The organism is Chelativorans sp. M5D2P16 (assembly GCF_034427935.1).
Classification (GTDB): domain Bacteria; phylum Pseudomonadota; class Alphaproteobacteria; order Rhizobiales; family Rhizobiaceae; genus Chelativorans.
Genome location: NZ_JAXQNM010000031.1, coordinates 16,586 through 36,446 on the forward strand (window position 1 = coordinate 16,586; position 19,861 = coordinate 36,446).

The following is a 19,861-nucleotide window of genomic DNA, read 5'->3' on the forward strand; positions in this document are numbered from 1 at the left end:
AGGAGGAAAAAGGTGGGCAAGCTGACATACGGAATGATGATGTCGCTCGACGGCTTCGTCACCGATCCTTCGGACCACCTCGACGAAGAGTCCCTCGGGTTCATCAATAATGAGATGCGCAAATACGGCACCGAAATCTATGGGCGGCGCATGTACGAGGCCATGGTCTACTGGGAAACCTACCAGCAACAGAGTGGAGCCGAATACGCCAACGATTTCGCTCGTATCTGGAAGGGGCTCGACAAGCTGGTCATCTCCTCAAGTCTGGAACAGGCATCGAGTGACAAGACGCGGATCATGCGCGACTTCCGGGCCGAGGAAATCCGGCAGCTCAAGACGGAATCGACCAAGGACATCTCGGTCGCCGGCCCGACGCTGGCTGCGCAGTTCATCAAAGCCAGTCTGATAGACGAATACGCACTCTACACCATTCCAGTGATCGTCGGCGCGGGCAATCCGGTGTTCAAGGACATCGAGGGGCAACTCGATCTCGAGTTTGTCGAAGAGCGGAGGTTCCCCACGGGGATGGCGTTCCAGCGCTACGTGCCGCGGAACAAATCCGCGTGACCTTCAACCGCGCTGACTTTTATGACGCCGAACTGCGCCGGCACAACGAGCATTTCCGTACTGCCCTCCAGATCGGACCGAGGGACCGCGTGCTCGATATCGTTGCGGTGCGGGGCAAACCACGCGAGACGCCGCCCGCATCGCCGGGGAAGGACGCGTCCTTGGTGTCGATGTCTCGGATGCACTGCTGCAGGTCGCCCGTCTGCGCAGTAAAGAAGAAGGGGTGCGCAATGTCGCGTTCGAGTTGGGTGATGCACAGACCAAAATGTTCCCTACCGGGCATTTCGATGTCTGCATCAGCCGTTTCGGCGTGATGTTTTTCGTCGACCCCATTGCCGCGTTCGCCAATATTGGCCGGGCGATGCGCCCGGGAGCCCGCCTTGTGCTTATGGTGGCAACCGCAGACCGCAACGAGTGGGCCACCGCCATTCCGGACGCGCTGACGCCAGGAAGCGCGCCATCGGGCGCCGCCGCGTTCTCGCTCGCTGATCGCGCAATGACGACGGACATCCTGAGCAAGACCGGATTTGCTTCGGTCGAGTTCGCCGAAGTGCATGAACCCGTTTTCTATGGCGCAAACATCGATGCTGCCTATGACGCCGTGGCCGGCCTGTTCATGGAGCCAGGCGATTCAAAGAGCCCCGAGAAGGAGGGTGTCTCTCAGCGAGTGCGCGCTCTGCTGGAGTCGCATCTGACTCCAGACGGCGTGCTATTCGATTCGCGAGCCTGGATAGCTACGGCTCACAAACCGCAACTGTGTGCATAGCAAAGCTGAGCTGCCTAGACATGGTTTCTACCCTCCATGCCTACCACGTCGCTGTTACGGCCACCGCCGTTTTCCTGTATTTGCACGCTACGCTACGCCAACGCTGAATAGTTGTTGAATCAGCTCTAAATCAGCCTCTTTTAATCATCCCCGCACGGGGACCGTCTGGTTCGTCCCCGTGAGATCGGGGATCAGATGGCGGCTTCGCATCACAGTTCGGAAGACCTCCGACCGCGTCGTCATCATCGAGGACACGCGCGAGCTGCAATGCGCTGCACCGAACCTCGTCGCCATGCGGACGATAGACGGCGTCGCGACGCTCTCCGATTTCGTCCGCTCTTCATTGCGCCTGCGTCCCACCGCATTTCCATCGGTGAGGTCCGCGGCAGCGAGGCGCTGGATCTTCTGAAGGCCTGGGGCACCGGCCACCCCGGCGGCATCGGCACCATTCACGCCGGCACCGCCCTCGGCGCTCTGCGCCGCCTCGAGCAGCTCATCCAGGAAGCCGTCGTCACCATTCCGCGCGCGCTGATCGCCGAGACCATCGACCTCGTGGCAGTGCTGTCGGGACGCGGCTCGGCCCGCCGGCTCTCAGAACTCGCGTGCGTCGAAGGCCTCGGCTCCGACGGCGACTATCGCATCGTGGCCGCCGTCGATGCTCCCGACGCACCTCTTCCCACCCAAGCCGCAAAGGAACACTCGCATGAACCAGACCCTGCGTAATGCCCGCCGCCGCCTCGCAGCGGCGCGGTAGAGCCGGAAGAGCTTCTTGTGGTTCACCAGGTGGCTCTCGCGTCTGAGCAGCACATGAAGCGGCGGTAGCCGAAGCGGCGGCGTTCATGCGCCAGCGCCTTCATGCGCTCGCGAAGACCATGATCGTCGCTGCGCCTGGTTTCATAACGGATCGTCATCCGGCAACATCCGATGGCTTTACACGCCCGCCGTTCGCTCATCTCATGTTGGCTCATCAGATGCGCGACAGCGTTCCGCTTTGCTGCGGGCGTCACCACTTCTTTCCCAAAAGGTCCTTCAAAGCTGCATTATCGAGCATGGCATCCGCCAGAAGCCGCTTCAGCTTCGTGTTTTCGTTCTCCAGCGCCTTCAGCCGCTTGGCTTCGGACACCTCCATGCCGCCGAACCTGGCTTTCCACTTATAGATGCTGGCTTCACTGACACTGTGCTTGCGGCAAAGCGCCGAGACCGGCGTGCCTGCCTCGTGCTCCTTCAAAATGCCGATGATCTGTTCGTCAGTGAAACGGTTGCGCTTCATTCTCTGGTCCTCTCGATGGGCCAGAGCTTACTTCAAAATGGATTATTTCAACGGGGCAAGGTCAAGAGGAATTGCCGTATAAACAAAATTCTGCTGAGCCTCCTCTGTCGGCACCTTGCTACGATGCGATCGTTCCGCATGCGGAGAGAGCCCATTGCAACGTATTGGCAGAAAGCCTGAGGTCGCGGTCGCTGTTGACGGCACGATACGTTCATGGTGATACACACCGGCCTGCAATCTGGGGTAGGGGACGCTTCCGTGGGAAATTTCTACGTCAATACGTCCGTCAAGGACGTCAACCATGACGATCTGTTTGCATATTTGAAGGGCAAGCACGATGCGTTCGTGGGCCCTGAAGTAGGCGGATGGTCCTGCTATACCGATCTGGAGGTTACGCAGGATCCTGGGACCATCGCGCTCCATGTGGGGCGATTGTCCGAACATTTGCAGGCCATTGCGATCTGTGTTCTCAATCACGATGACGATATTCTGTCGATCGATACCTTCCATAACGGTAGTCAGGTCTCTGAATACAATTCCTGCCCCGGCTATTTCGATGCGAATCCGAGTGAGGAGCGCCTGAAGCCACGTCTTTCGGGTGCCGAGGTGCTGGCTGGGCTCAAGCCTGGCGTCTCGCAAACGCAGATCAGGGAAATCCTCGCGATCCAAGCCGAGCAGAACGCCTTTGCGATCGAGACGCACGAGGCCATCGTGCACCTGCTCGGTCTGCCGGACTATTCGGTCGGCTTCGGCTATGACTACGCTGCCGCCGGCGAGTTCCCGACGAACGGCGCCCTAATGAGGCGGACCTTCTCCATCAGAGCCTGAACAGCGAAATACCTCCGTAGCAGTCAAGCGGGAAAAGATAGATGAAGCCCTCCGATCCGACCTCGCATCCGTCCGCCGAGCCCGCCGCCGCGCCGCCGCCCGACAACCGGACGGACGAGATGGTCACGGCCTTTGAGGACGGCGATTACGGACGGGCGCTCGCCCTGGCGAGGCCGCTCGCCGACGAGGGGAATGCCACCGCGCAAGCGATGATCGCGCGTCTCTGCCGGGAGGGAAAGGGTGTCAAGCAGAGCAGCGAAGAAGCCATCAAGTGGTATCGACGCGCTGCCGATGGAGGCCATGCCGGCGCGCAGAACGGTCTCGGCTACATGTACGACGCCGGCGAGGGCGTGGCGCAGGACCTGGCGGAGGCTGCCAAGTGGTACGGTCGTGCCGCCGCGCAAGGCCACAAGGGCGCGCAATACAACCTCGCCCTCATGTACCTGTTCGGCGAGGGCGTTGCGCAGAACAGCGAGGAGGCCGCGAAATGGCTCCGCCGTTCGGCCGAGCGGGGATACGCGCCCCCGCAGAACAATCTCGGCACTCTCTACCACACCGGCGACGGCGTGGAGCAGGACCATGCGGAGGCGGCCAAATGGTTTCGTCTCGCCGCCGAGCAGGGAAATGCCTCGGCCCAGAACAGTCTCGGCTATCTTCACCGCGAAGGCAAAGGCGTCGAGCGGGACCTTGCGGAAGCCCTCAAGTGGTATCGCCTTGCGGCAGAGCAGGGCCATGTGCTCGCACAGTTCAACCTCGCCACCTTTTATCACCACGGCGAGGGTGTGGAGCGGGATCCGGCCGAGGCCGCCAGGTGGTATCGCAAGGCCGCCGAGGCGAGCGATGCCGATGCGCAGATCAATCTCGGTATCATGTATCGCCATGGCGAGGGCGTAGAGGAGGACCTCGTGGAGGCCGCCCAGTGGTACCGGCTGGCCGCCGAACAAGGCCATCCGCAGGCGCAGAACAATCTCGCCATCATGCATTGGTTAGGCGAGGGCATGGAGGAGGCACCGGTGGAGGCCGTCAGGCTGTTCCGTCTTGCTGCCGATCAGGGCGACGCCGCGGCCCAGAAGAACCTTGGCCTCATGTACCGCGACGGCGAGGGCGTGGAGCAGGACGCCGAGGAGGCGGTCAGGTGGTTCCGCCTCGCCGCCGAACAGGGCGACGTGGACGCGCTGAACGATCTCGGCGTGATGTTTCTCAACGGCGAGGGCATGGAGCCGGACCCCGCCGAGGCGGTCAAGTGGTTCCACTTGGCGGCCGACCGGGAGGATCCGCTCGGCCAGTACAATATGGGCCTCATGTTCGACAAGGGCCAGGGCGTCGAGCAGAGCGACGGCGAGGCGCTGAAATGGTATCGCCTTTCCGCGGAGCAGGGCTACGCCCCCGCGCAGATCAATTTGGGCTTCATGTACGGCGCCGGCCAGGGCATCGAGCAGGATCTGGATGAAGCGATCAGGTGGTTCCGTCTGGCGGCCGATGAGGGTCACCCTGTCGCCCAGTACAATCTCGGCGACAGCTACGAGACGGGCGACTGTGTGGAGCGGAACTATGCGGAGGCGGTCAGGTGGTACGGGTTCGCCGCCGATCAGGGCTATCCGCCCGCGCAGTGCTGCCTTGCCGAAATGTATCGATATGGCCGGGGTGTGAAACAGGACTACGGGGAAGCGATGCAGCTGCACCGCTTTGCCGCCGAGGCGGGATACGTTAGGTCCCAGAACAATCTCGGCGTCATGTATCTCAATGGTGAGGGCGTGGAGCCTGACCCTGAGGCGGCGGTCAGTTGGTTTCGCTTGGCGGCCGAGCAAGGCGAGTCCGGCGGCCAGTTCAACCTCGGTCTCATGTACGACAAGGGCCGCGGCGTCACGCGGAGCAAGGTGGAGGCGCTCAAATGGTACCGCCTCGCCGCCGAGCAGGGGCATCCTGCCGCGCAAGTCAATCTCGGTTTCATGTACGACAAGGGCCAAGGCACTGAGCGGGACGTCGTGGAGGCGATCAGCTGGTTTCGGCTTGCCGCCGAGCAGGACCACCCTGTCGCCCAGCATAACCTCGGCCACAAATACGAGATCGGCGAAGGTGTCGCTCAGGACTACAGGGAGGCGATCAGGTGGTACCGTCTCGCCGCCGAGCAGGGTGACGCCTCAGCGCAGATCAATCTGGGCACGATGTATCATGCCGGCCGGGGCGTGGTGCAGGATTATCTCGAAGCGATGACGTGGTTCTCTCTCGCAGCCGATCAGGGAGAGGCCGACGGCCAGTACAATATGGGGTACATGTACAATAGGGGTCAGGGCGTGCCGGAGGACCAGGCGGAGGCCACCAGATGGTTTCTGCTGGCCGCCGAACAGGGACAACCCGCCGCCCAGTTCCATCTCGGCTACCGGTACGACACCGGCAAGGGCGTGCAGCAAGATTATCAGGAATCGGTCCGGTGGTATCGCCTTTCGGCTGAGCAGAGTTACGCTACCGCGCAGCTCAATCTCGGTTTCATGTACTACAACGGACACGGCGTGGAACGAGACCTGGTGGAAGCCCTGACGTGGTTTCACCTCGCCGCCGATCAAGGCGACGCGGACGCCCAGCACAATATCGGCTGCATGCATCTCGACGGCGAGGGCGTGCCGCGCAATCAGAGGGAAGCCGTCAAATGGCTCAAGGCCGCCGCGGCGCAGGGGCACCGCCAGGCGGACGAGCTCTTGAAGCAGATCCTAGGGTGAGAGAAGGGGCCGCTTCGGCAACTACAGGCCTTCGATATTCTCAGGTTGAGCAAGAAGTCGGGACATCGCTCAGGGGCATTCACCAGGCCCTTCGCGTATCGGCCGAGGGCGATACGAGGCCCCTGTGTGCTCCTGGACATGTGATCGCACCGACTGGCGCCGCTGCATCAGTCCGATACCGCGACCGGTCCTCAGGCCGGCGCATCGTCAACTCGGCTACTGCCGTGCCCGACGGGCCTTTGGAATTGGACACCGCTCCTTGCCGATGCCGCGTGGCTACTCGGTGACCAGTCCCTTGAAACACATCGCCGGCCCCTTAACAGTCCCGGGTCTCGTCGCGTACATCGCGAACTGTTTACGCCGAGCGAATGATTACGCCGCAAGGCGATCCTGGCCTGTTTCGGGCCTTCAGGGCGGTGTGGGGCGTTGGCGCTTCGGTGGCCGCAGAGAGGGGAGGGCCCGGTCGTGGCGCTTGTCGGTATCGACCTCGGTACCGCCAACTCGCTGATCGCCGTGTTCGGCGAGGGCGGCCCGGACCTGATCCCCAATGCGCTGGGGGAAGTGCTGACCCTTTCCGTTGTCGGCGTGGACGAGGCCGGCGAGATCCTGGTGGGGAAGGCGGCACTGACATATTTGAGCATCGGCGAACGACATCGCAAAGACCGTCAGCACGATCATGGTCACCCCAAGGGCGACGTTCTCGGGACGCTCGACTATGTCGCGGCTCATGCGCTTATTCCCTTCGCTGATACCGTTCGCTTGCCGGCGCATTGACCCACCGGCGGCGGAGGCCCTCGCCTGCCCGATCAGTCTCCACGAAGGGAATGGAAAATACACTCACTAGTCAGTATGTTTTGGTATGGCTAGTGATTCGTTCCGACAGCTTCAATCAAGATTTTGAGAGATCTATCACAGAATTTTTGAATAGCTGAGACTGAGCGCTCCAGCGAACAGCTCAACCTTCATCACTCCACAGTTCATTTCCACTGAGGGGACCGTCAAGCATGCATATCAGAACCGCCGTTGCACTCGGCCTCACCGCACTGCTGGCTAGCTGTATGACATTGCCCACGACCGTGGAAGGCTATCGCGAGTTCGCCGCCTCATCGTCGCTTGTCGGCAAGCAGGAATATGATGTGAGCCGGCCCGCCTCGGCCGTTGCCTCGACATGGCGCTCGCGTTCCGCCGAATGCCTGAACTTCGGTTCGCAGACGTCGCTCACCCGCCTCGGCGGCAGCCCTGGATCGGGCATGAATGCGGTCTTCAGGGACAGCTACCGCACGCGGGTGGAGACGGCGGGGGGCCACTCGTCGCTCATCATCGAGCACTACTCTCCGAATAATGTCGGCGCGGAGGGATGGTATGTCTATCTCGTCGCCGATGTCGAGCCAGCCGGTGGGGGAAGTCACGTCACTGTCTTTGCGCCGCTTGCCACCGGGGCGTTCACCCGGCCCATTCGCGCCTGGGCGGAAGGCAATACCAAGCCCTGTCCGCTCCTCGACATGTAGTCGCTGCGCCTAGCGGCGGCTGCCGCTATGGCGCGCCTGCAGCGGCACGAAGACGCGATTCTCCTACGTGCCGACTCGACAGTCTCATGGCGCCGTCGAGGCATACGGGCCGCAGTTTCCAGAAGCTCTCTTATGCCTACGACCTGGTGGGCAACATTGTCATCCAGTCCAACCCGGCGAGGCTGCACAACGCTTGCGGATCCTCGCCTGCCTGACCAGAAGCCCGCCGCTCGCCACGGTGGGCTTTTTGCGTCTATCGCAGCGCGGCTCGCACCGAGCGCCAGCTTCAACCAACGGAGCGCGGCCTTTCCCACTCGGAGGCCGCGCCCGCGAACCAGCCCGTCAGGCTTTCGCGGCTAATGGGTCGGGACCATGCGGGTTCGGACCGGCCGTTCCTTTCAGGAAGCCGAGCTCGACGATGGCCCAAAGAGCGACGGGAAGGCTCAGGAAGGAGACGGTCATGCCCAACGTGTCGGGAACCATGTAGACCTCACCCTGCGCCTGCACTCTTTCATAGCCTACCCCAGTCAGCTGAGCTAAGATCATTATCACCGTCGGCGCCCAGAAAAAGGCGACGAACCACAGGGGCCGGTTGCGATCTCGCAGCCGCTTCACCGCGATCGCCGTGGAAGGCCATGCGAACAGCGCAGTCGCGATCAGGCTTGCGAGCGCCCTGGCCGTAAGGCCGTCGCTGTAGGGCGAGGTGAAAACGTCGGTGCCGAAGAACGGGTATAGAATGGCGTAGAAGACGGCCGAGAGTATCATGAGATACAGCACGCCGAGCCAGAGCTTGGAGCGGCTTATGCGGCCTTCAAATGTGGTGAGTAGCGGTATGGGGTTCATGCGGCATCGCCTCCTGTCAATCAGGGTGCGGTTGCCTCGCCCGGCTCACGAGAACATTCCGAGAAACACCCCCGGAGATCTTTAAGTATATAATACAACCGGGGCAACTGACCCGTCTGTTTATCAACAAAGGCGGCGCCGTATGGCCGATCAGATTGAGACCTTGAACCTGTTGGTGGGCCGCGCGAGCTCAGGGAACCCCGTATTCGAGAATCTTCCGGTGATTGCTCTGGGAGATGGGAAGTACGAGTTGCGCGCCTCGCCAGGGCTTGTCCTCGGTGTGGCGAAAGGAGATATCATTGAGGTTGCGGAGGAAGGTGCTTTTTCAGTCGTTTCCAGAGGCGGAAATGTCTGTGTCCAGATTTTTCTCGAGAGACCGGTAGAAAATCTGCAAAAAATTGAGAGCCGATTGACACTCGCCCTCCCCGGATCAGTCGACGGCCTGACCGATCGACAATTGGTACTGTCAATTCCGGTCAGCAATGGGTTCCAGAAAATCGAATTGTGCATACAAGAAATTATCGCAAACTTGCCAGGAGCGGATTGGCACTACGGAAACGTATACGACGACGAGAAAGACGGAACGACACCTCTCGACTGGTGGCTTGTGTAGCGGATTTTCCAGCCTCTGACAGGTGCGACAGGCTTGTGGGAGACCCGGCCCAACAAGACCGAGACCTTCCAGCTGTCGATGGCCTACGACACGATCTACAACATCGTGGCGAAGAACCAGCAGCATTTGCGCCACACGCCGGGCGGCTCGGCCATTACGCAGACGAAGGCCAGCTACGACTGGACCTATTCCCACGAGGTTGCCCAACCGCACGCGGCGAGTTTGATCGGCGAGCGCGCCTACAGCTATGACTTAAACGGCAATCAGGCCGGCTGGGACCACACGCAGAGCGGCATGCAGCGCACGATCAGCTGGGACGAGGAGAACCGCATCCAGTTCATCGCCGACAACGGCCACCGCAAGACCTACAAATACGATAATGCCGGCGCGTCATGAAGCGGGGTCCGCAGGGCGAAACCGCCTACATCAACCAGTTCTTCACCATGCGCAACCGCGAGATCGGCACGAAGCTCGTCTTCGCCGGCGGTACCCGGCGTGGGCCCGTTGCTGGCGAGTGCGTTCGTCGCCACCGTCGCTGATGCGCACGCGTTCAAGTCGGGGCGCTGCCTCTCGGCCTGGATCGGGCTCGTTCCCAAGCAGAACTCAAGCGGAGGCAAGGAGAAGCTCGGTAGCATCTCCAAAGCCGGCAATCGTTATCTGCGCCAGATGCTCGTAGTCGGAGCAATGGCTGTCATCCGCTATGCCGAGCGGAACGGGACCAGGCGACCGTGGCTGAACTCACGGCCGAAGGGCGCAGAAAGACCGATGTGGAGTTGCCCCCGTTTCTGTTGCGCTGCGCGGTGCTGCTCAGAGCCTCTTCGAGGTCGTCATAGTGTTTGCGCACGCTCTCGACCCAGTCCCCGCCCTTCATCTGTAAGCCGGACGCCACTGTTGTGGCGCTGGAATATCTGAATATCCAGTTGCTGCTCGATGGCTCGGATATTGCGGCTGACGGTGGATTCGCGCAGGCGGAAGGTTCGCTCGACTTGACGCATGCTGCCCAACTCTGCTGCCGCGAGAACATATCTGAGGAAGCGCAGCGCCTCGTCCATTGGGGGCAACTATTGGAGGAGCGTCGCCACGCGGTCATGAGCGCTCGAAAATCCGCTCAGAGAGACGGAGAAGACCATCTCCTGCCCGCCATCGGCGGTAGCCTTTACATTGAGCTGGTTGTCGGCTCTGAGCGAGGCGACGGTGCTGGCGTCAAATGCGACATCGACAACGCAGCCGACCGGAAGACAGATGCGGAAATGTTGCACGGCACCCTCTGCGCCATCTTCGAGTTGGGAGGTAATGCCGTTTTCGAGGGCCAACCCGAATGGTAGAACGAGGGTGCCCCTGACTCCCTCGTTTTCGGGTCTGAGTTCGATCGCTAGCACCCGTTGGCGGGTCTGCTGGGAGAACGCGCAGCGCTTGGTCTTGCCAACATCACGCGCTGACACGAGTGCACAGGCGACGGTCCATGGATTTCGCGCAAGGTTGCAGCATTGCCGGGAAGCGTCGCCTCTTGAGCCGAAGCCGGAGCTACCATGGCTAGGGCAAAGAGAACGGAAAGGGTGGTGAATCCAATGGAACGACTTGGCATGGTTCTCTCTTCGGTCATCGGCTGGCGGTATCCGTGCTGGCCGCGATCATGACGCCAGCCAAAGCCAAAAAAGCTGCACACCAGACGGATTTGACCTCTTCGGGTAAAGGCGGGTGCGGGGCTATGAACCAGCGCCACTTGCGGATGGGTGACGAACAAGCGCTCGAAAAATGTCGCGTCCGACCGGTCGGTTCGGCCTTGCAGCAGCGCAAAACTTGCCTGGACGTTGCGAATATCATCCTCGGTCATGGACTCACCGTTCTGCGGAAATAGGGGAGGAACCCCAAGGCTCCTCCTCCCGTCAGGTCCGCCGTCTTCTCCGGCTCCTAGAACCTGACGCCGAGATTGGCCTTGATGCTATGGTCGGAGACGCCGGAACCGAGCTGACCGGAATAGGCGAAACTGAGCGTTGCCTCGGGCGTGATGTCCAGATCGAGGCCGGCTTCGAGGATCAGCGCATCACGGGCCAACGGGACGCCCGCCACCGTGAAGGCATCGCCGCCGGCAACGAAGGTATTGGTGGCCGTAGGCGTATCACCGAAAGCGTGGCGCCAACCGATCATGCCGGAGAGCCGGGCATTGCTGGCTTCGCCCATGACCAACTCCGTCGAAGCCCTCAGCCCGAGTGTCGTGAAGGTGGTATTGACCACGTCGCTGGCACGGGTGAGTGCGGCCGCGCCGCCATCCTCGGTGGACCCATCAGTCTCGTGATTGACCCAGGCGAGATTGCCGAAGGGCTCAAAGCGTGCCGAGTCAACATCCATGCTGTAGTTCACCTCGCCGAAAAGCTGGCCGGTGCCGGCCGAGTAGCTTGACGAAAGGCTGTCGGAAAAGCCGGTGAACGCTGCGGTGCGGTTCACCTCAAGATCGTGCCAGCTATAGGCGCCGCCGAAGCGGACGGCGAGATCGTTCCATTCCGTGCCGCCGTAGGCACCGAGGTGATAGCTGTCAGCCGATCCCGAAGACGCACGGTCGTCGGCGCTGAAACTTGAGCGGCTGTAGCCGGCCAGCACGCCGGCCTGCCAGCCATCGAAGACCTCACCATCCGCGCCGATGAAGACGCCACCGGTCGAGCGGTCCAGCGTGGCAGCGTTGCCGTCGCTGTCGGTATGGCCGCTCGCGCCGAAGGCCTGGGTCCAGAACCCAAGGCCCTCGCTCGCGACGCCGAAACGCGCGTTGGCTGCCTCGCGCACAAAACGGCTGTCCTCGATGAGGGCGGTCTTGGCCGAGGCGTGGATTTCGCCGGAGATCGCATCAAAAGCGGCGCGCGCCTCGTCCTCAGTGCCAAGCAGTGCGATGATATTGAACAATTCGCCACCGCCGAGCGACTGGGCACCGCCCGCCGCCGCGATCTGGTTCGGCGTCAGCGCGACGCTATCGAAAACGGCGGTCTGTGTGATGGTCAGGAACACATCATTGGCGCCATAGGTCAGCGACGGGGTGAGAAAGAGCGAGGCATCTGCAAAATCGACGCCCATTCCGCTGCCAATAACATTAACGCCGCTTGCTGCGCTCAGGATGGTATATTGCGTGTCAGGGACTGAAACAGCGGGACGCCGTACTGCCTGCCGTCGAGTCTCTTGCAAGACAGCATGTCGGCTATGGCGTGCGGGATATGCACTACGACACCGTTGACCAGGCGCTCATCGAGACGCTTGAGGAAGGTCTCGGCGATGCCTTTACGCCCGAGGCGCGCGAGGCCTGGCTGGCAGCATACGCCTTGTTATCACAGATAATGGTCACTGTGAGCCGGCAGCCTGCCTCACCGGAGACATCGCTCGCCCGTTAGCTATGCGCTGGGAATTCCCGCATCCGGTCTAAGGTCAGGACGCAGAGTGCGACGATTCCAATTCCCGGACAGTTCATTGGTTGTCCGGTTGTCCAAGAACCCGTTCGGATTAATTTCTTGCCGCCAAATCCCGGTCTCGACCAACCCATTCCTTCCCGGCACGGCAGATCTGGCTATCGGCACCAGTAGGCTCTGGATTTCGCGGGGTAATGTTCGATCGAAATGAGCGACTGTTTCTCCGACGAAACACAAATCTGCGGAAACGAAATGCAACCGATACATCGCGCCTTCAATCAGGGTCGTACGGAGCAGGTGAAGCCCTCTGGGTCCACCGCCCGGCACTCCATTTCAGGAGACATGCAAATAGAGACGCCCAAGGAGAACCGAAATGTCCCTTAGAATGACAACAGGTGCCATTATCATCGCCACCACCGCTTCGGTCGCCGCCTCGTCCGCTCACGCAGGATGGGACGGCTTCATCAAATCGAACATCTCGCAGTTCGGCGAGCCGGTCCGTTTTGAGATGGAGTTCAGCGGCAACGGCTACCGGCTGAAGAACAAGACGTACAACGTGCCGATCGAGTACCGAGCCGAGGTTTCGGGTGCGGGACGCAAGCTGAGATCGGTCGACGCCAACGTGCAGACAACGCTCCATGGCTCGGGCCAAGATGCAGGGGTGCGCCGTCAGTTCGACCAGAAGGCGGCCTGGGGGAAAGACCGTACTGCCATTGCGTCAGGAGCATCTCGCACCGATGGCAAAAGCCGGGCAGGCGGCGTGTGTCAAGCATGGCGGGGCATCGGTCAAGCACGTCGAGGTGAAGCTTCCAAAGACGCCTTAAACGGCCGACATAGGGGCGCATTTTCACCACATATGTCTATTTCCGCGCTGTCGCCGTCGTCATGCCCACCCGAAACGACATGGTACCGTCCACCACGAACTGTTGCCACTGCGCGCAGACGTCCCGCTCGAGCGCATCGCGTTTTGCCTGACCGGCTTGAGCGACAGCTTCGGCGAGCGGCGTGCTGTGGATGTATTGCCACAGGAAGTCGGCAGGTGCCGGGAGACGAAGAGTCTTGGGTCTCGCCCGGACATCGATTTCCCGGAAGCCGGCATCGCGCATGAGTTCGGCGAGTTCTTCGGCGTCGTGCATCGAGAAGACGAGGTCGGCGAAGAAGGCGGCGTTCGGGTCTATGTGACTGGCCAATGCATCCTTCATGATCGCGAACATCGGCGGCTTGGGTCCGGGCACGGTGATGAAGACCCGTCCGCCGGAAACCAGAACCCGCCGCATCTCGCGCAATGCGGCCTGCTTGTCGGGGATAAACTGAAGTCCCATCTGGCAGAGAACGACATCGAAAGCCTCGTCAGGAAGCGGCATCGATTCGGCACTCGCCTCGTACCATTCGACGGGAATGTCGGGCGGGGTCCGAGAACGGGCGACCGCCAGCATGCCAGGGTTCACGTCGAGGCCGGAAACCGCGCCGCCAGCACCGACGCGGTCGGCTGCACGCCGCGTGACAACCCCGGTGCCGCACGCGACATCGAGTACACGCTCCCCTGGTTGAAGGCCCGCGACGTCAATCAGATCGTCGGCCACCGGCGCACCAATGGAAGGGACGAAAAAGCGCTGGTAGTTTTCGGCGGGGGTTCCTCCAAAGGACTTGCCATAGACTTGCTGCGTCGTCATTGATTCCTCCATTTCCCTAGGCACCGGACGGTGCGTCGTGTCGAACGCTTGCCGGACCGGCTTCGACCCGCGCCAGGGACACACCGAACCAGACGAGCCACAGACACATCACGATCGAGCCCACGACCCAGATCGCAGAGCCGAAGGGTTGTCCAAGCCACATTCCCAGCGCCCAGCCTGCAAAGGAAGCCAAGCCGGCGAGGGCAGCGATCGACGACACCCAAAACGGCGTGACGCCGTCCTCCGTTTGCGCCTCGTTGGCGGCGATCACGGTGAACGCCAGCGCCATGGCGGCGAAGCCGTTGCCGTTACCCTCGGCGAACATCCACCAGGATTCGTAGACGGCACGATTGCCGGTGACCGCAGCATTGTGGATCACGGTGGCCTCGGCCACTGCCGTGGTCACGGTCCAAAGCGCGCCGACCGGCAGCAGCGCCCACGCGGACAAGGTCCACCATTCTCGGGTGAGGCTCGAGCCGGCGGTAAGCGCAATGAGACTCGCGATCGCGAAGAACGACAGAGCAGCCGCAGCGGCCCAGTGCACGACGGACCAGCGCAGGCTCCCGTCGGCGATGCGCTGTATCTGCGTGTCGTGGTCGGGGGCTATCGGACCATGAAAGACGAGCGCGGCGGCAAGAATGATCGCCGCCAGTGCGAGCCAGGCGCCCGCGACACGCACCCCGGTATCGGCATGTGACATCGCTTCCTCCCTTCGCTACGGTCGCTTCCTGCGCGATTTCTTCGAGTGCGCAGGTCTTCCGATCAAACAATTTCTGAGAAAGTGTATGGCCAAAGGCCAAGGCGGCGCTTCGGGCAAACCACCCAATCGGCGCCGATGATGGCATGGGTGATTCCACCCATGCCAGGCGTCGGTCAGATCAGGCGGTGCTCGTAAGCCCAGGCTGTGGCGGCGGTGCGAGTGGGCACGTCAAGCTTGTTGAAGATATTGCTGACGTGCCTGTCCACCGTCTTGCCGCTCAAATGCAGATCGTTGGCGATCTGCTTGTTGGTTTTGCCGGAAGCGACCAGGCGGAGGACTTGCAACTCACGTGCGGAGAGGCCGCAGGTTTCGTCCGGGCACATACCCAGCAAGGTATCGACACGAGACAGGTCCGGCACAGCGCCAAGCTGCTGGAATACTGCCCCGGCCGCCTGCAATTCCAGTGCCGCACCATCGCTGTCACCGAGCGCGCGGAAAGCTAGACCCATCATGACACGCACGCGCGCTGCTTCGTATGGCGCATCGACTTGCTGCCATCTCTCGATCGCCTGGCGCAGCCGAACCGCTGCGGGCTGCGCTTCGCCTTCCGCCAACTCCACCGCTCCCCGCGCGTGGGTAGCCAGGGCCATCAGCAACTCGGTTCCGTAAGCTTCCGCGCAATTCTCCAGTTCACGGCAAGCGCGCTGCGCTTCTTCAACGTGGTCTGCTGCCAGCATGATTTCAACGTGAGCGGGCAACAGCCGGATGCGGTGCACCTGATCGGCTGTTGTATCCATCACGCGCCTGATTGTAGCTGCGGCCGCATCGGTATGCCTTTTGGCCAACCGCAGCAGGGCAAGGCCCGGCTGCGGTTCGAGACCATATTGGCTCGCACTCCGATACGCTTGCTCGGCCGCGTCGAAATCGCCACGGAGCCGGTGTACCTCCGCTAGCTGATACCACGCACCAGCCGTGTCTTTCCGATTGTTTGACCGCGTCAGGCGCTCTACGGCGTTTTGCGCTTCGTCGACTGCATCCTGCCATGCACCGCTAATCCGCATGATCTCTGCACGATGCATAAGGCAGGTGCCGCTAAAACTGATCAGTTGAGGCTGTTCCGAGCACCACCGTCCCAGAGCGGAAGTCCACTCGCGGGCACGGCCCAGAGCATGGACTTGCTGACACGCTTCGATCACGCTGCAATAGATCAAGCCGGTAAGCAGCGGTGACAATTCACCGGCCGTAACCGAAACCATCGCCTCGTCGAGAAGCGCGAAACCTTCCGTGGTGCGCTGCTGGCGCAGGAGAACGCGGCCCTGCAGGTGCCGTGCGCAGGCCACGAGATCCACGTCCGCAAAATGCTCGCCGATCTCGACCGCGCCGCTGGCCGCAGCGTAGGCTGCCTCAAAATTGCCCGCGGCCAGATTCTGTTCGACATGAGGGAGCATCAGGTAGCCCTGTTCGACGCATTCGTGTTGCTCGCGTTCGAGCAATCGGTGCGCCCGTCCAAACCAGCCTTTCGCGGGCGCCATCTCCCCACGAAAGACAAGCCGCAGGCCAAGCCAGAAAGCACAGCGGGCGGCGCGCTGACACCTGCCAGCGTCAAGATATGCATGATGGGTTCGCTCCAGGGCACGCAGGTACTCATCATCGCGCCCGGTTAAATAGGCCGACATCGCCAGTCGCTCGAGATCGTCAACCGCGAGCGAAGTAGCTTCATCTACGCGCGCGAGGAAGCGATAGGCGTCGTCCCATGCCCTTTCCTCATAAGCCTCACGACCGAGCACGAGCTGGTCCGCCGCCTCCGGGGATGCGTTGTTGAATTGCTGTCGATCTGACCTGCCCATCCGCATTGGTTCCGGGTACGAACCCTTAGCCATCAAAGGCTCTCCAAAGTCAGCCCGCAGTATAGCACGCTCGAACGCGAATGGCCGGAATGCACCCGAATCGCTTTGAACGGAAACATCCCGGGCGACAGCAATGGTCGACTCGTGGCCTTGGTCGCTTTCGCCGCATGGGGCAGGGCGGCTTGAGGTGTCACACAGGAACCCCAGCACGCGCCCGCGGGCAGCTTCCTTCGAATGACACCCTGGCCCACCGCATCTACGCCGTGGACTTGAAACACGGACTTCGCGATATCCGGACCAATCGTCGTAACGTTGTCCATCTCACCTCTCCTCCAGCTCTGGCCCAGCGACTATAGCCGCAAGGCGGAGGAGAGCCGTCCACCGCATCAAAAGCGGACTAGCCCGTTTCAGGCAGAGTGACCGCGTGAGCGGACGTTCGCACGACGCCCGCGGTGCCGGTGCCCAGCGATCACGACGCGGATGTCCTAGTTACGCCTGATCAAGGCCAGGGGCTCTTGCGCGGCTTCGGCATCACCGCCGCCGTGAACCGTCTCGATCCCAGCCCCGGGGCGGCCAAGGAAGTGCCCCTGTACCTCGTCGCACCCCATCTTTCTCAGCACGTCGAGCTGCGCGCGCCGTTCGACGCCTTCGGCTGTGATGGGCAGGTTCAGCGCTTTGCCAACACTTAGGACGGCCCGCACGATTGCGGCGGCACGCGGGTCGGTCTCCATGCCGGCGATGAAGCTGCCGTCGATCTTTAAGCGATCGAAAGGAAAACGACGCAATACTTCCAGTGACGTCCAGCCAGAGCCGAAGTCATCGAGTGCGATTTTCACGCCCCGCGCCTTCAGTCGGCTGAAGACATCAAGGATTTCGGCGCTTGCGTTCAGCGTCACCGCCTCCGTCACTTCGATTTCCAAGCGGTTAGCCGCAAGTCCGGTCTCTGCGAGGACGGCCTCCACAACATCCACGAAATCGCCGTTCCCGATCTGGATCGGTGAGATGTTGACCCGCAGCTGTAGCTCGGCCGGCCAGCGCACCGCCGCGGCGCACGCTTCCCTCAGCAGAAGGCGGCCCAGCTTCGGCATCAGGCCCTTCCGTTCGGCCAGCGGGATGAAGACAGAAGGCGGGACGGTGCCCAGTTCGCGGTGTTCCCAACGGGCGAGAGCCTCAAAGGCGCGGGTCGTGCAGTCCGTTGTCGAGACCAGCGGCTGGAACGCAAGCGCCAGTTCACCGTTTGTGATTGCCTTCTCAAGGTCGGGGGCCAGTTCGTCGATCGAGCCGGCGGCCCTGTCTCGCTGTCTATCATAACGCGCGAAGGCGCCTCGCCCCGCCCCCTTCACGCCATAGAGCGCAACATCGGCACAGCGAAGCAGGTCCTCCTGGCCGGCGGCATCATCGGGAAAAGTTGCAATCCCGACCGAGGCGGAGACGTGCGCCATGCCCCAACTGGAGACAATCGGCTCGGAAACCGCCGCGACGATGCGGTTGCCAAGCGCTTCGACGGCGGCCACATTCTCAGGTTCTGTCTGGATGATGCAGAACTCGTCGCCGCCGAGCCGAGCCACGATGTCGCTGCTGCGCACGACGTTCTTCAGACGTGCGGCGATGATCTGCAGGAGTTCGTCACCGGCTGCATGGCCGTATCGGTCGTTGACCAGCTTGAACCCGTCCAGATCCAGCAGGAACAACGCTAGTTTCCGATTTTTCGCACGTGCCTCCGTGAAAGCTTCCTGTAGGCGTTCGGTCAGATGCATGCGGTTGGCGAGGCCGGTCAGGGAGTCGTGATGTGCATGGTACTGGGCGCGCGCCTCCGCTTCGCGATATTGGGTGACGTCGGAGAAGATGGCGACGATAAAGTGCCGGAGCCCATTCGGCGTGGCCAGCTCGATGCGGCACTTGCGCGTCGTGATCACGCGAACGGCGCCGAATGCATCGGTGATGACCTCCTCGTTCTCGTTGGGTTCGCCCGTTCTGAACACCTGGTCGTCTACCTGCCAGAAGACATCGGCTTGCGAGGCCGGTAGGAAATCGTAGTCGGACTTGAAGAGCAGCTCTTCGCCCGGGTGCCCCATCATGTCGCAGAACGCCTGGTTCACGAGAACCCACCTGTGGTCCTTATCCTTCACGAAGACTGGATAGGGGATAGCCGTCAGGACCTGCTGGAGGGCCTCTAGGGAATTCAGCATCGTCTACTCCGAATTGACCGTTGCCATCTTCCAATGGCTGAACCTTTGCCGATTCTCGCAGGAGGGAATTGGAATGACCATTCAGCCGGTTGGCCTAGGCTTTATGGCATGGGGTCGGCAATGGCGCGTCAGGCGTTGAATTGCGCTTTCATTCGGTTCTGTCGCAAAGTTTGATGCCGGACGCGCAACGGCGGATCACGTCTGCTGGTTACGCTGCGAGGATTTCGAACTGCTCGGCCAGGAATGGATTCGGATCGCAGGCGTAACGCGCCTGTCGTTTGCGCATCATGGCGACCATTTCGATCCCGTCGAGAGTGGCATTGGCGCTGGCGAAGGACTTGAAGCCGAGCATTGGCCGGACACGACGCTTGATACGCCGATGATCCTGCTCAATGCGATTGTTGAGATATTGGCTTTGGCGGATGAGGATCGGCTTCAACCAACGCCGGGACCGGTCCTGCAGGTGGTTGGTCGTATCGCAGGATACGACCGCCGCGCGTTTGGTTCGGCTGCCGTCGATGACAACGCGATCGGGTCGATCATGTCGTTCCAACGCTTTTCTGAAGAAGCGCTTGGCCGACGGCAGGTCCCGCTGTGGGCTGAAATAGAATTCGACCGTGCCGCCGACGCTGTCGATGGTGCGGTAGAGATTACCTCCATCGCCCGCGCACATTAATATAGGTTTCATCGACATGCCACTTGCCGGTGACGGTACGCTTGCGTCGGTTGAAGCGCTCAAGCAGCAAAGGGGAGAAGTGCACAACCCAGCGATGCACGGTCGAATAGTCGACGTTCAAGCCACGCTCGGTCATCATCTCTTCAAGGTCACGTAAGCTGAGATTGTACGCCAGATACCAGCGTACGCACAACAAGATCACTGATTGGTCGAAATGGCGACCTTTGAACATGATGAGTTCCTCAAACTGAAGAGCGTTTCATGCCTCCGTTTGC

20 protein-coding genes and 4 pseudogenes are annotated in these 19,861 nt (G+C 61.5%); 12 read left to right on the forward strand and 12 right to left on the reverse strand.

Going from position 1 to position 19,861, the window contains the following annotated elements; translation table 11 throughout:
* Positions 1-12: 12 nt before the first annotated feature.
* From SIN08_RS15850 to SIN08_RS15860, 3 genes and pseudogenes are all read left to right on the forward strand, one after another.
* A complete protein-coding gene (locus tag SIN08_RS15850; RefSeq protein WP_322452579.1) occupies positions 13-567 on the forward strand; it encodes a dihydrofolate reductase family protein in 555 nt (184 codons plus the stop codon).
* Positions 564-1,333: pseudogene (locus SIN08_RS15855) on the forward strand (class I SAM-dependent methyltransferase). The gene SIN08_RS15850 and the pseudogene SIN08_RS15855 overlap by 4 nt, the downstream one beginning before the upstream one ends.
* A 214-nt stretch (positions 1,334-1,547) precedes the next feature.
* Positions 1,548-2,056, forward strand: a pseudogene (locus SIN08_RS15860) (ATPase, T2SS/T4P/T4SS family); the annotation flags it as partial.
* Here the strand turns inward: SIN08_RS15860 and SIN08_RS15865 are convergent.
* A pseudogene (locus SIN08_RS15865) lies at positions 2,048-2,603 on the reverse strand (transposase); the annotation flags it as partial. The pseudogenes SIN08_RS15860 and SIN08_RS15865 overlap by 9 nt on opposite strands.
* A gap of 213 nt (positions 2,604-2,816) precedes the next feature.
* On the opposite strand from SIN08_RS15865, the gene SIN08_RS15870 reads away from it, so the two are divergent.
* The 4 genes from SIN08_RS15870 (at position 2,817) to SIN08_RS15885 (ending at position 7,656) form a co-directional block, all read left to right on the forward strand.
* The gene (locus SIN08_RS15870) at positions 2,817-3,431 is read left to right on the forward strand and encodes a hypothetical protein (protein WP_322452580.1); all 615 of its coding nucleotides are present in this window, start codon (positions 2,817-2,819) and stop codon (positions 3,429-3,431) included.
* A gap of 41 nt (positions 3,432-3,472) precedes the next feature.
* A complete protein-coding gene (locus SIN08_RS15875; RefSeq protein WP_322452581.1) occupies positions 3,473-6,148 on the forward strand; it encodes an SEL1-like repeat protein in 2,676 nt (891 codons plus the stop codon).
* Positions 6,149-6,613: 465 nt separating this feature from the next.
* Positions 6,614-6,922: an Hsp70 family protein gene (locus tag SIN08_RS15880; RefSeq protein WP_322452582.1), complete on the forward strand. Its 309-nt coding sequence runs from the start codon at positions 6,614-6,616 to the stop codon at positions 6,920-6,922.
* A 230-nt stretch (positions 6,923-7,152) separates the two neighbouring features.
* The gene (locus SIN08_RS15885) at positions 7,153-7,656 is read left to right on the forward strand and encodes a hypothetical protein (RefSeq protein WP_322452583.1); all 504 of its coding nucleotides are present in this window, start codon (positions 7,153-7,155) and stop codon (positions 7,654-7,656) included.
* A gap of 342 nt (positions 7,657-7,998) precedes the next feature.
* Here the strand turns inward: SIN08_RS15885 and SIN08_RS15890 are convergent, their stop codons facing one another.
* Positions 7,999-8,499: a DUF805 domain-containing protein gene (locus SIN08_RS15890; protein ID WP_322452584.1), complete on the reverse strand. Its 501-nt coding sequence runs from the start codon at positions 8,497-8,499 to the stop codon at positions 7,999-8,001.
* A gap of 142 nt (positions 8,500-8,641) precedes the next feature.
* Between SIN08_RS15890 and SIN08_RS15895 the strand changes: the two genes are divergently transcribed.
* The 4 genes and pseudogenes from SIN08_RS15895 to SIN08_RS15910 all read left to right on the forward strand — a co-directional run.
* On the forward strand, positions 8,642-9,112 hold the full coding sequence (locus tag SIN08_RS15895; protein WP_322452585.1) for a DUF4265 domain-containing protein: 471 nt from the start codon (positions 8,642-8,644) through the stop codon (positions 9,110-9,112).
* A gap of 33 nt (positions 9,113-9,145) precedes the next feature.
* Positions 9,146-9,508, forward strand: coding sequence for a hypothetical protein (locus tag SIN08_RS15900; RefSeq protein WP_322452586.1), 363 nt, complete (start codon positions 9,146-9,148; stop codon positions 9,506-9,508).
* A complete protein-coding gene (locus SIN08_RS15905; RefSeq protein ID WP_322452587.1) occupies positions 9,505-9,651 on the forward strand; it encodes a hypothetical protein in 147 nt (48 codons plus the stop codon). The genes SIN08_RS15900 and SIN08_RS15905 overlap by 4 nt, the downstream gene beginning before the upstream one ends.
* Positions 9,602-9,811: pseudogene (locus SIN08_RS15910) on the forward strand (transposase); the annotation flags it as partial. The gene SIN08_RS15905 and the pseudogene SIN08_RS15910, both read left to right, overlap by 50 nt.
* A gap of 128 nt (positions 9,812-9,939) precedes the next feature.
* Here SIN08_RS15910 and SIN08_RS23675 read toward each other — a convergent pair.
* The 4 genes from SIN08_RS23675 to SIN08_RS15925 form a co-directional block, all read right to left on the reverse strand.
* The gene (locus SIN08_RS23675) at positions 9,940-10,164 is read right to left on the reverse strand and encodes a helix-turn-helix domain-containing protein (protein ID WP_416208083.1); all 225 of its coding nucleotides are present in this window, start codon (positions 10,162-10,164) and stop codon (positions 9,940-9,942) included.
* 9 nt (positions 10,165-10,173) lie between these two features.
* A complete protein-coding gene (locus SIN08_RS23680) occupies positions 10,174-10,554 on the reverse strand; it encodes an invasion associated locus B family protein (RefSeq protein ID WP_416208084.1) in 381 nt (126 codons plus the stop codon).
* On the reverse strand, positions 10,485-10,946 hold the full coding sequence (locus SIN08_RS15920; protein WP_322452589.1) for a hypothetical protein: 462 nt from the start codon (positions 10,944-10,946) through the stop codon (positions 10,485-10,487). Before SIN08_RS15920 ends, SIN08_RS23680 begins: the two co-directional genes overlap by 70 nt.
* A 77-nt stretch (positions 10,947-11,023) precedes the next feature.
* The gene (locus SIN08_RS15925) at positions 11,024-12,175 is read right to left on the reverse strand and encodes an autotransporter outer membrane beta-barrel domain-containing protein (protein WP_322452590.1); all 1,152 of its coding nucleotides are present in this window, start codon (positions 12,173-12,175) and stop codon (positions 11,024-11,026) included.
* 26 nt (positions 12,176-12,201) lie between these two features.
* On the opposite strand from SIN08_RS15925, the gene SIN08_RS15930 reads away from it, so the two are divergent.
* On the forward strand, positions 12,202-12,486 hold the full coding sequence (locus SIN08_RS15930; RefSeq protein WP_322452591.1) for a globin domain-containing protein: 285 nt from the start codon (positions 12,202-12,204) through the stop codon (positions 12,484-12,486).
* Between the two features lie 875 nt (positions 12,487-13,361).
* Here SIN08_RS15930 and SIN08_RS15935 read toward each other — a convergent pair.
* The 6 genes from SIN08_RS15935 to SIN08_RS15960 all read right to left on the reverse strand — a co-directional run bounded on the left by SIN08_RS15935 (position 13,362) and on the right by SIN08_RS15960 (position 19,818).
* Entirely contained in the window at positions 13,362-14,174 is an 813-nt protein-coding gene (locus tag SIN08_RS15935) for a class I SAM-dependent methyltransferase (protein WP_322452592.1), read from the reverse strand.
* A gap of 16 nt (positions 14,175-14,190) precedes the next feature.
* Entirely contained in the window at positions 14,191-14,874 is a 684-nt protein-coding gene (locus tag SIN08_RS15940; RefSeq protein WP_322452593.1) for a hypothetical protein, read from the reverse strand.
* Between the two features lie 173 nt (positions 14,875-15,047).
* Positions 15,048-16,754 carry a helix-turn-helix transcriptional regulator gene (locus SIN08_RS15945; protein WP_322452594.1) on the reverse strand — a complete coding sequence of 569 codons (1,707 nt, stop codon included), beginning with the start codon at positions 16,752-16,754 and terminating at the stop codon, positions 15,048-15,050.
* Positions 16,754-17,041, reverse strand: a complete 288-nt coding sequence (locus SIN08_RS15950; RefSeq protein ID WP_322452597.1) for a hypothetical protein — start codon at positions 17,039-17,041, stop codon at positions 16,754-16,756. Before SIN08_RS15950 ends, SIN08_RS15945 begins: the two co-directional genes overlap by 1 nt.
* Positions 17,042-17,206: 165 nt before the next feature.
* The gene (locus SIN08_RS15955) at positions 17,207-18,910 is read right to left on the reverse strand and encodes an EAL domain-containing protein (RefSeq protein WP_322452595.1); all 1,704 of its coding nucleotides are present in this window, start codon (positions 18,908-18,910) and stop codon (positions 17,207-17,209) included.
* 208 nt (positions 18,911-19,118) lie between these two features.
* Positions 19,119-19,818 (reverse strand): IS6 family transposase gene (locus tag SIN08_RS15960; protein ID WP_322449981.1). Its coding sequence is split into 2 segments (ribosomal slippage): positions 19,119-19,562 and positions 19,564-19,818, totalling 699 coding nucleotides; the frame shifts between segments, so codons are not numbered across the junction.
* Positions 19,819-19,861: the final 43 nt, after the last annotated feature.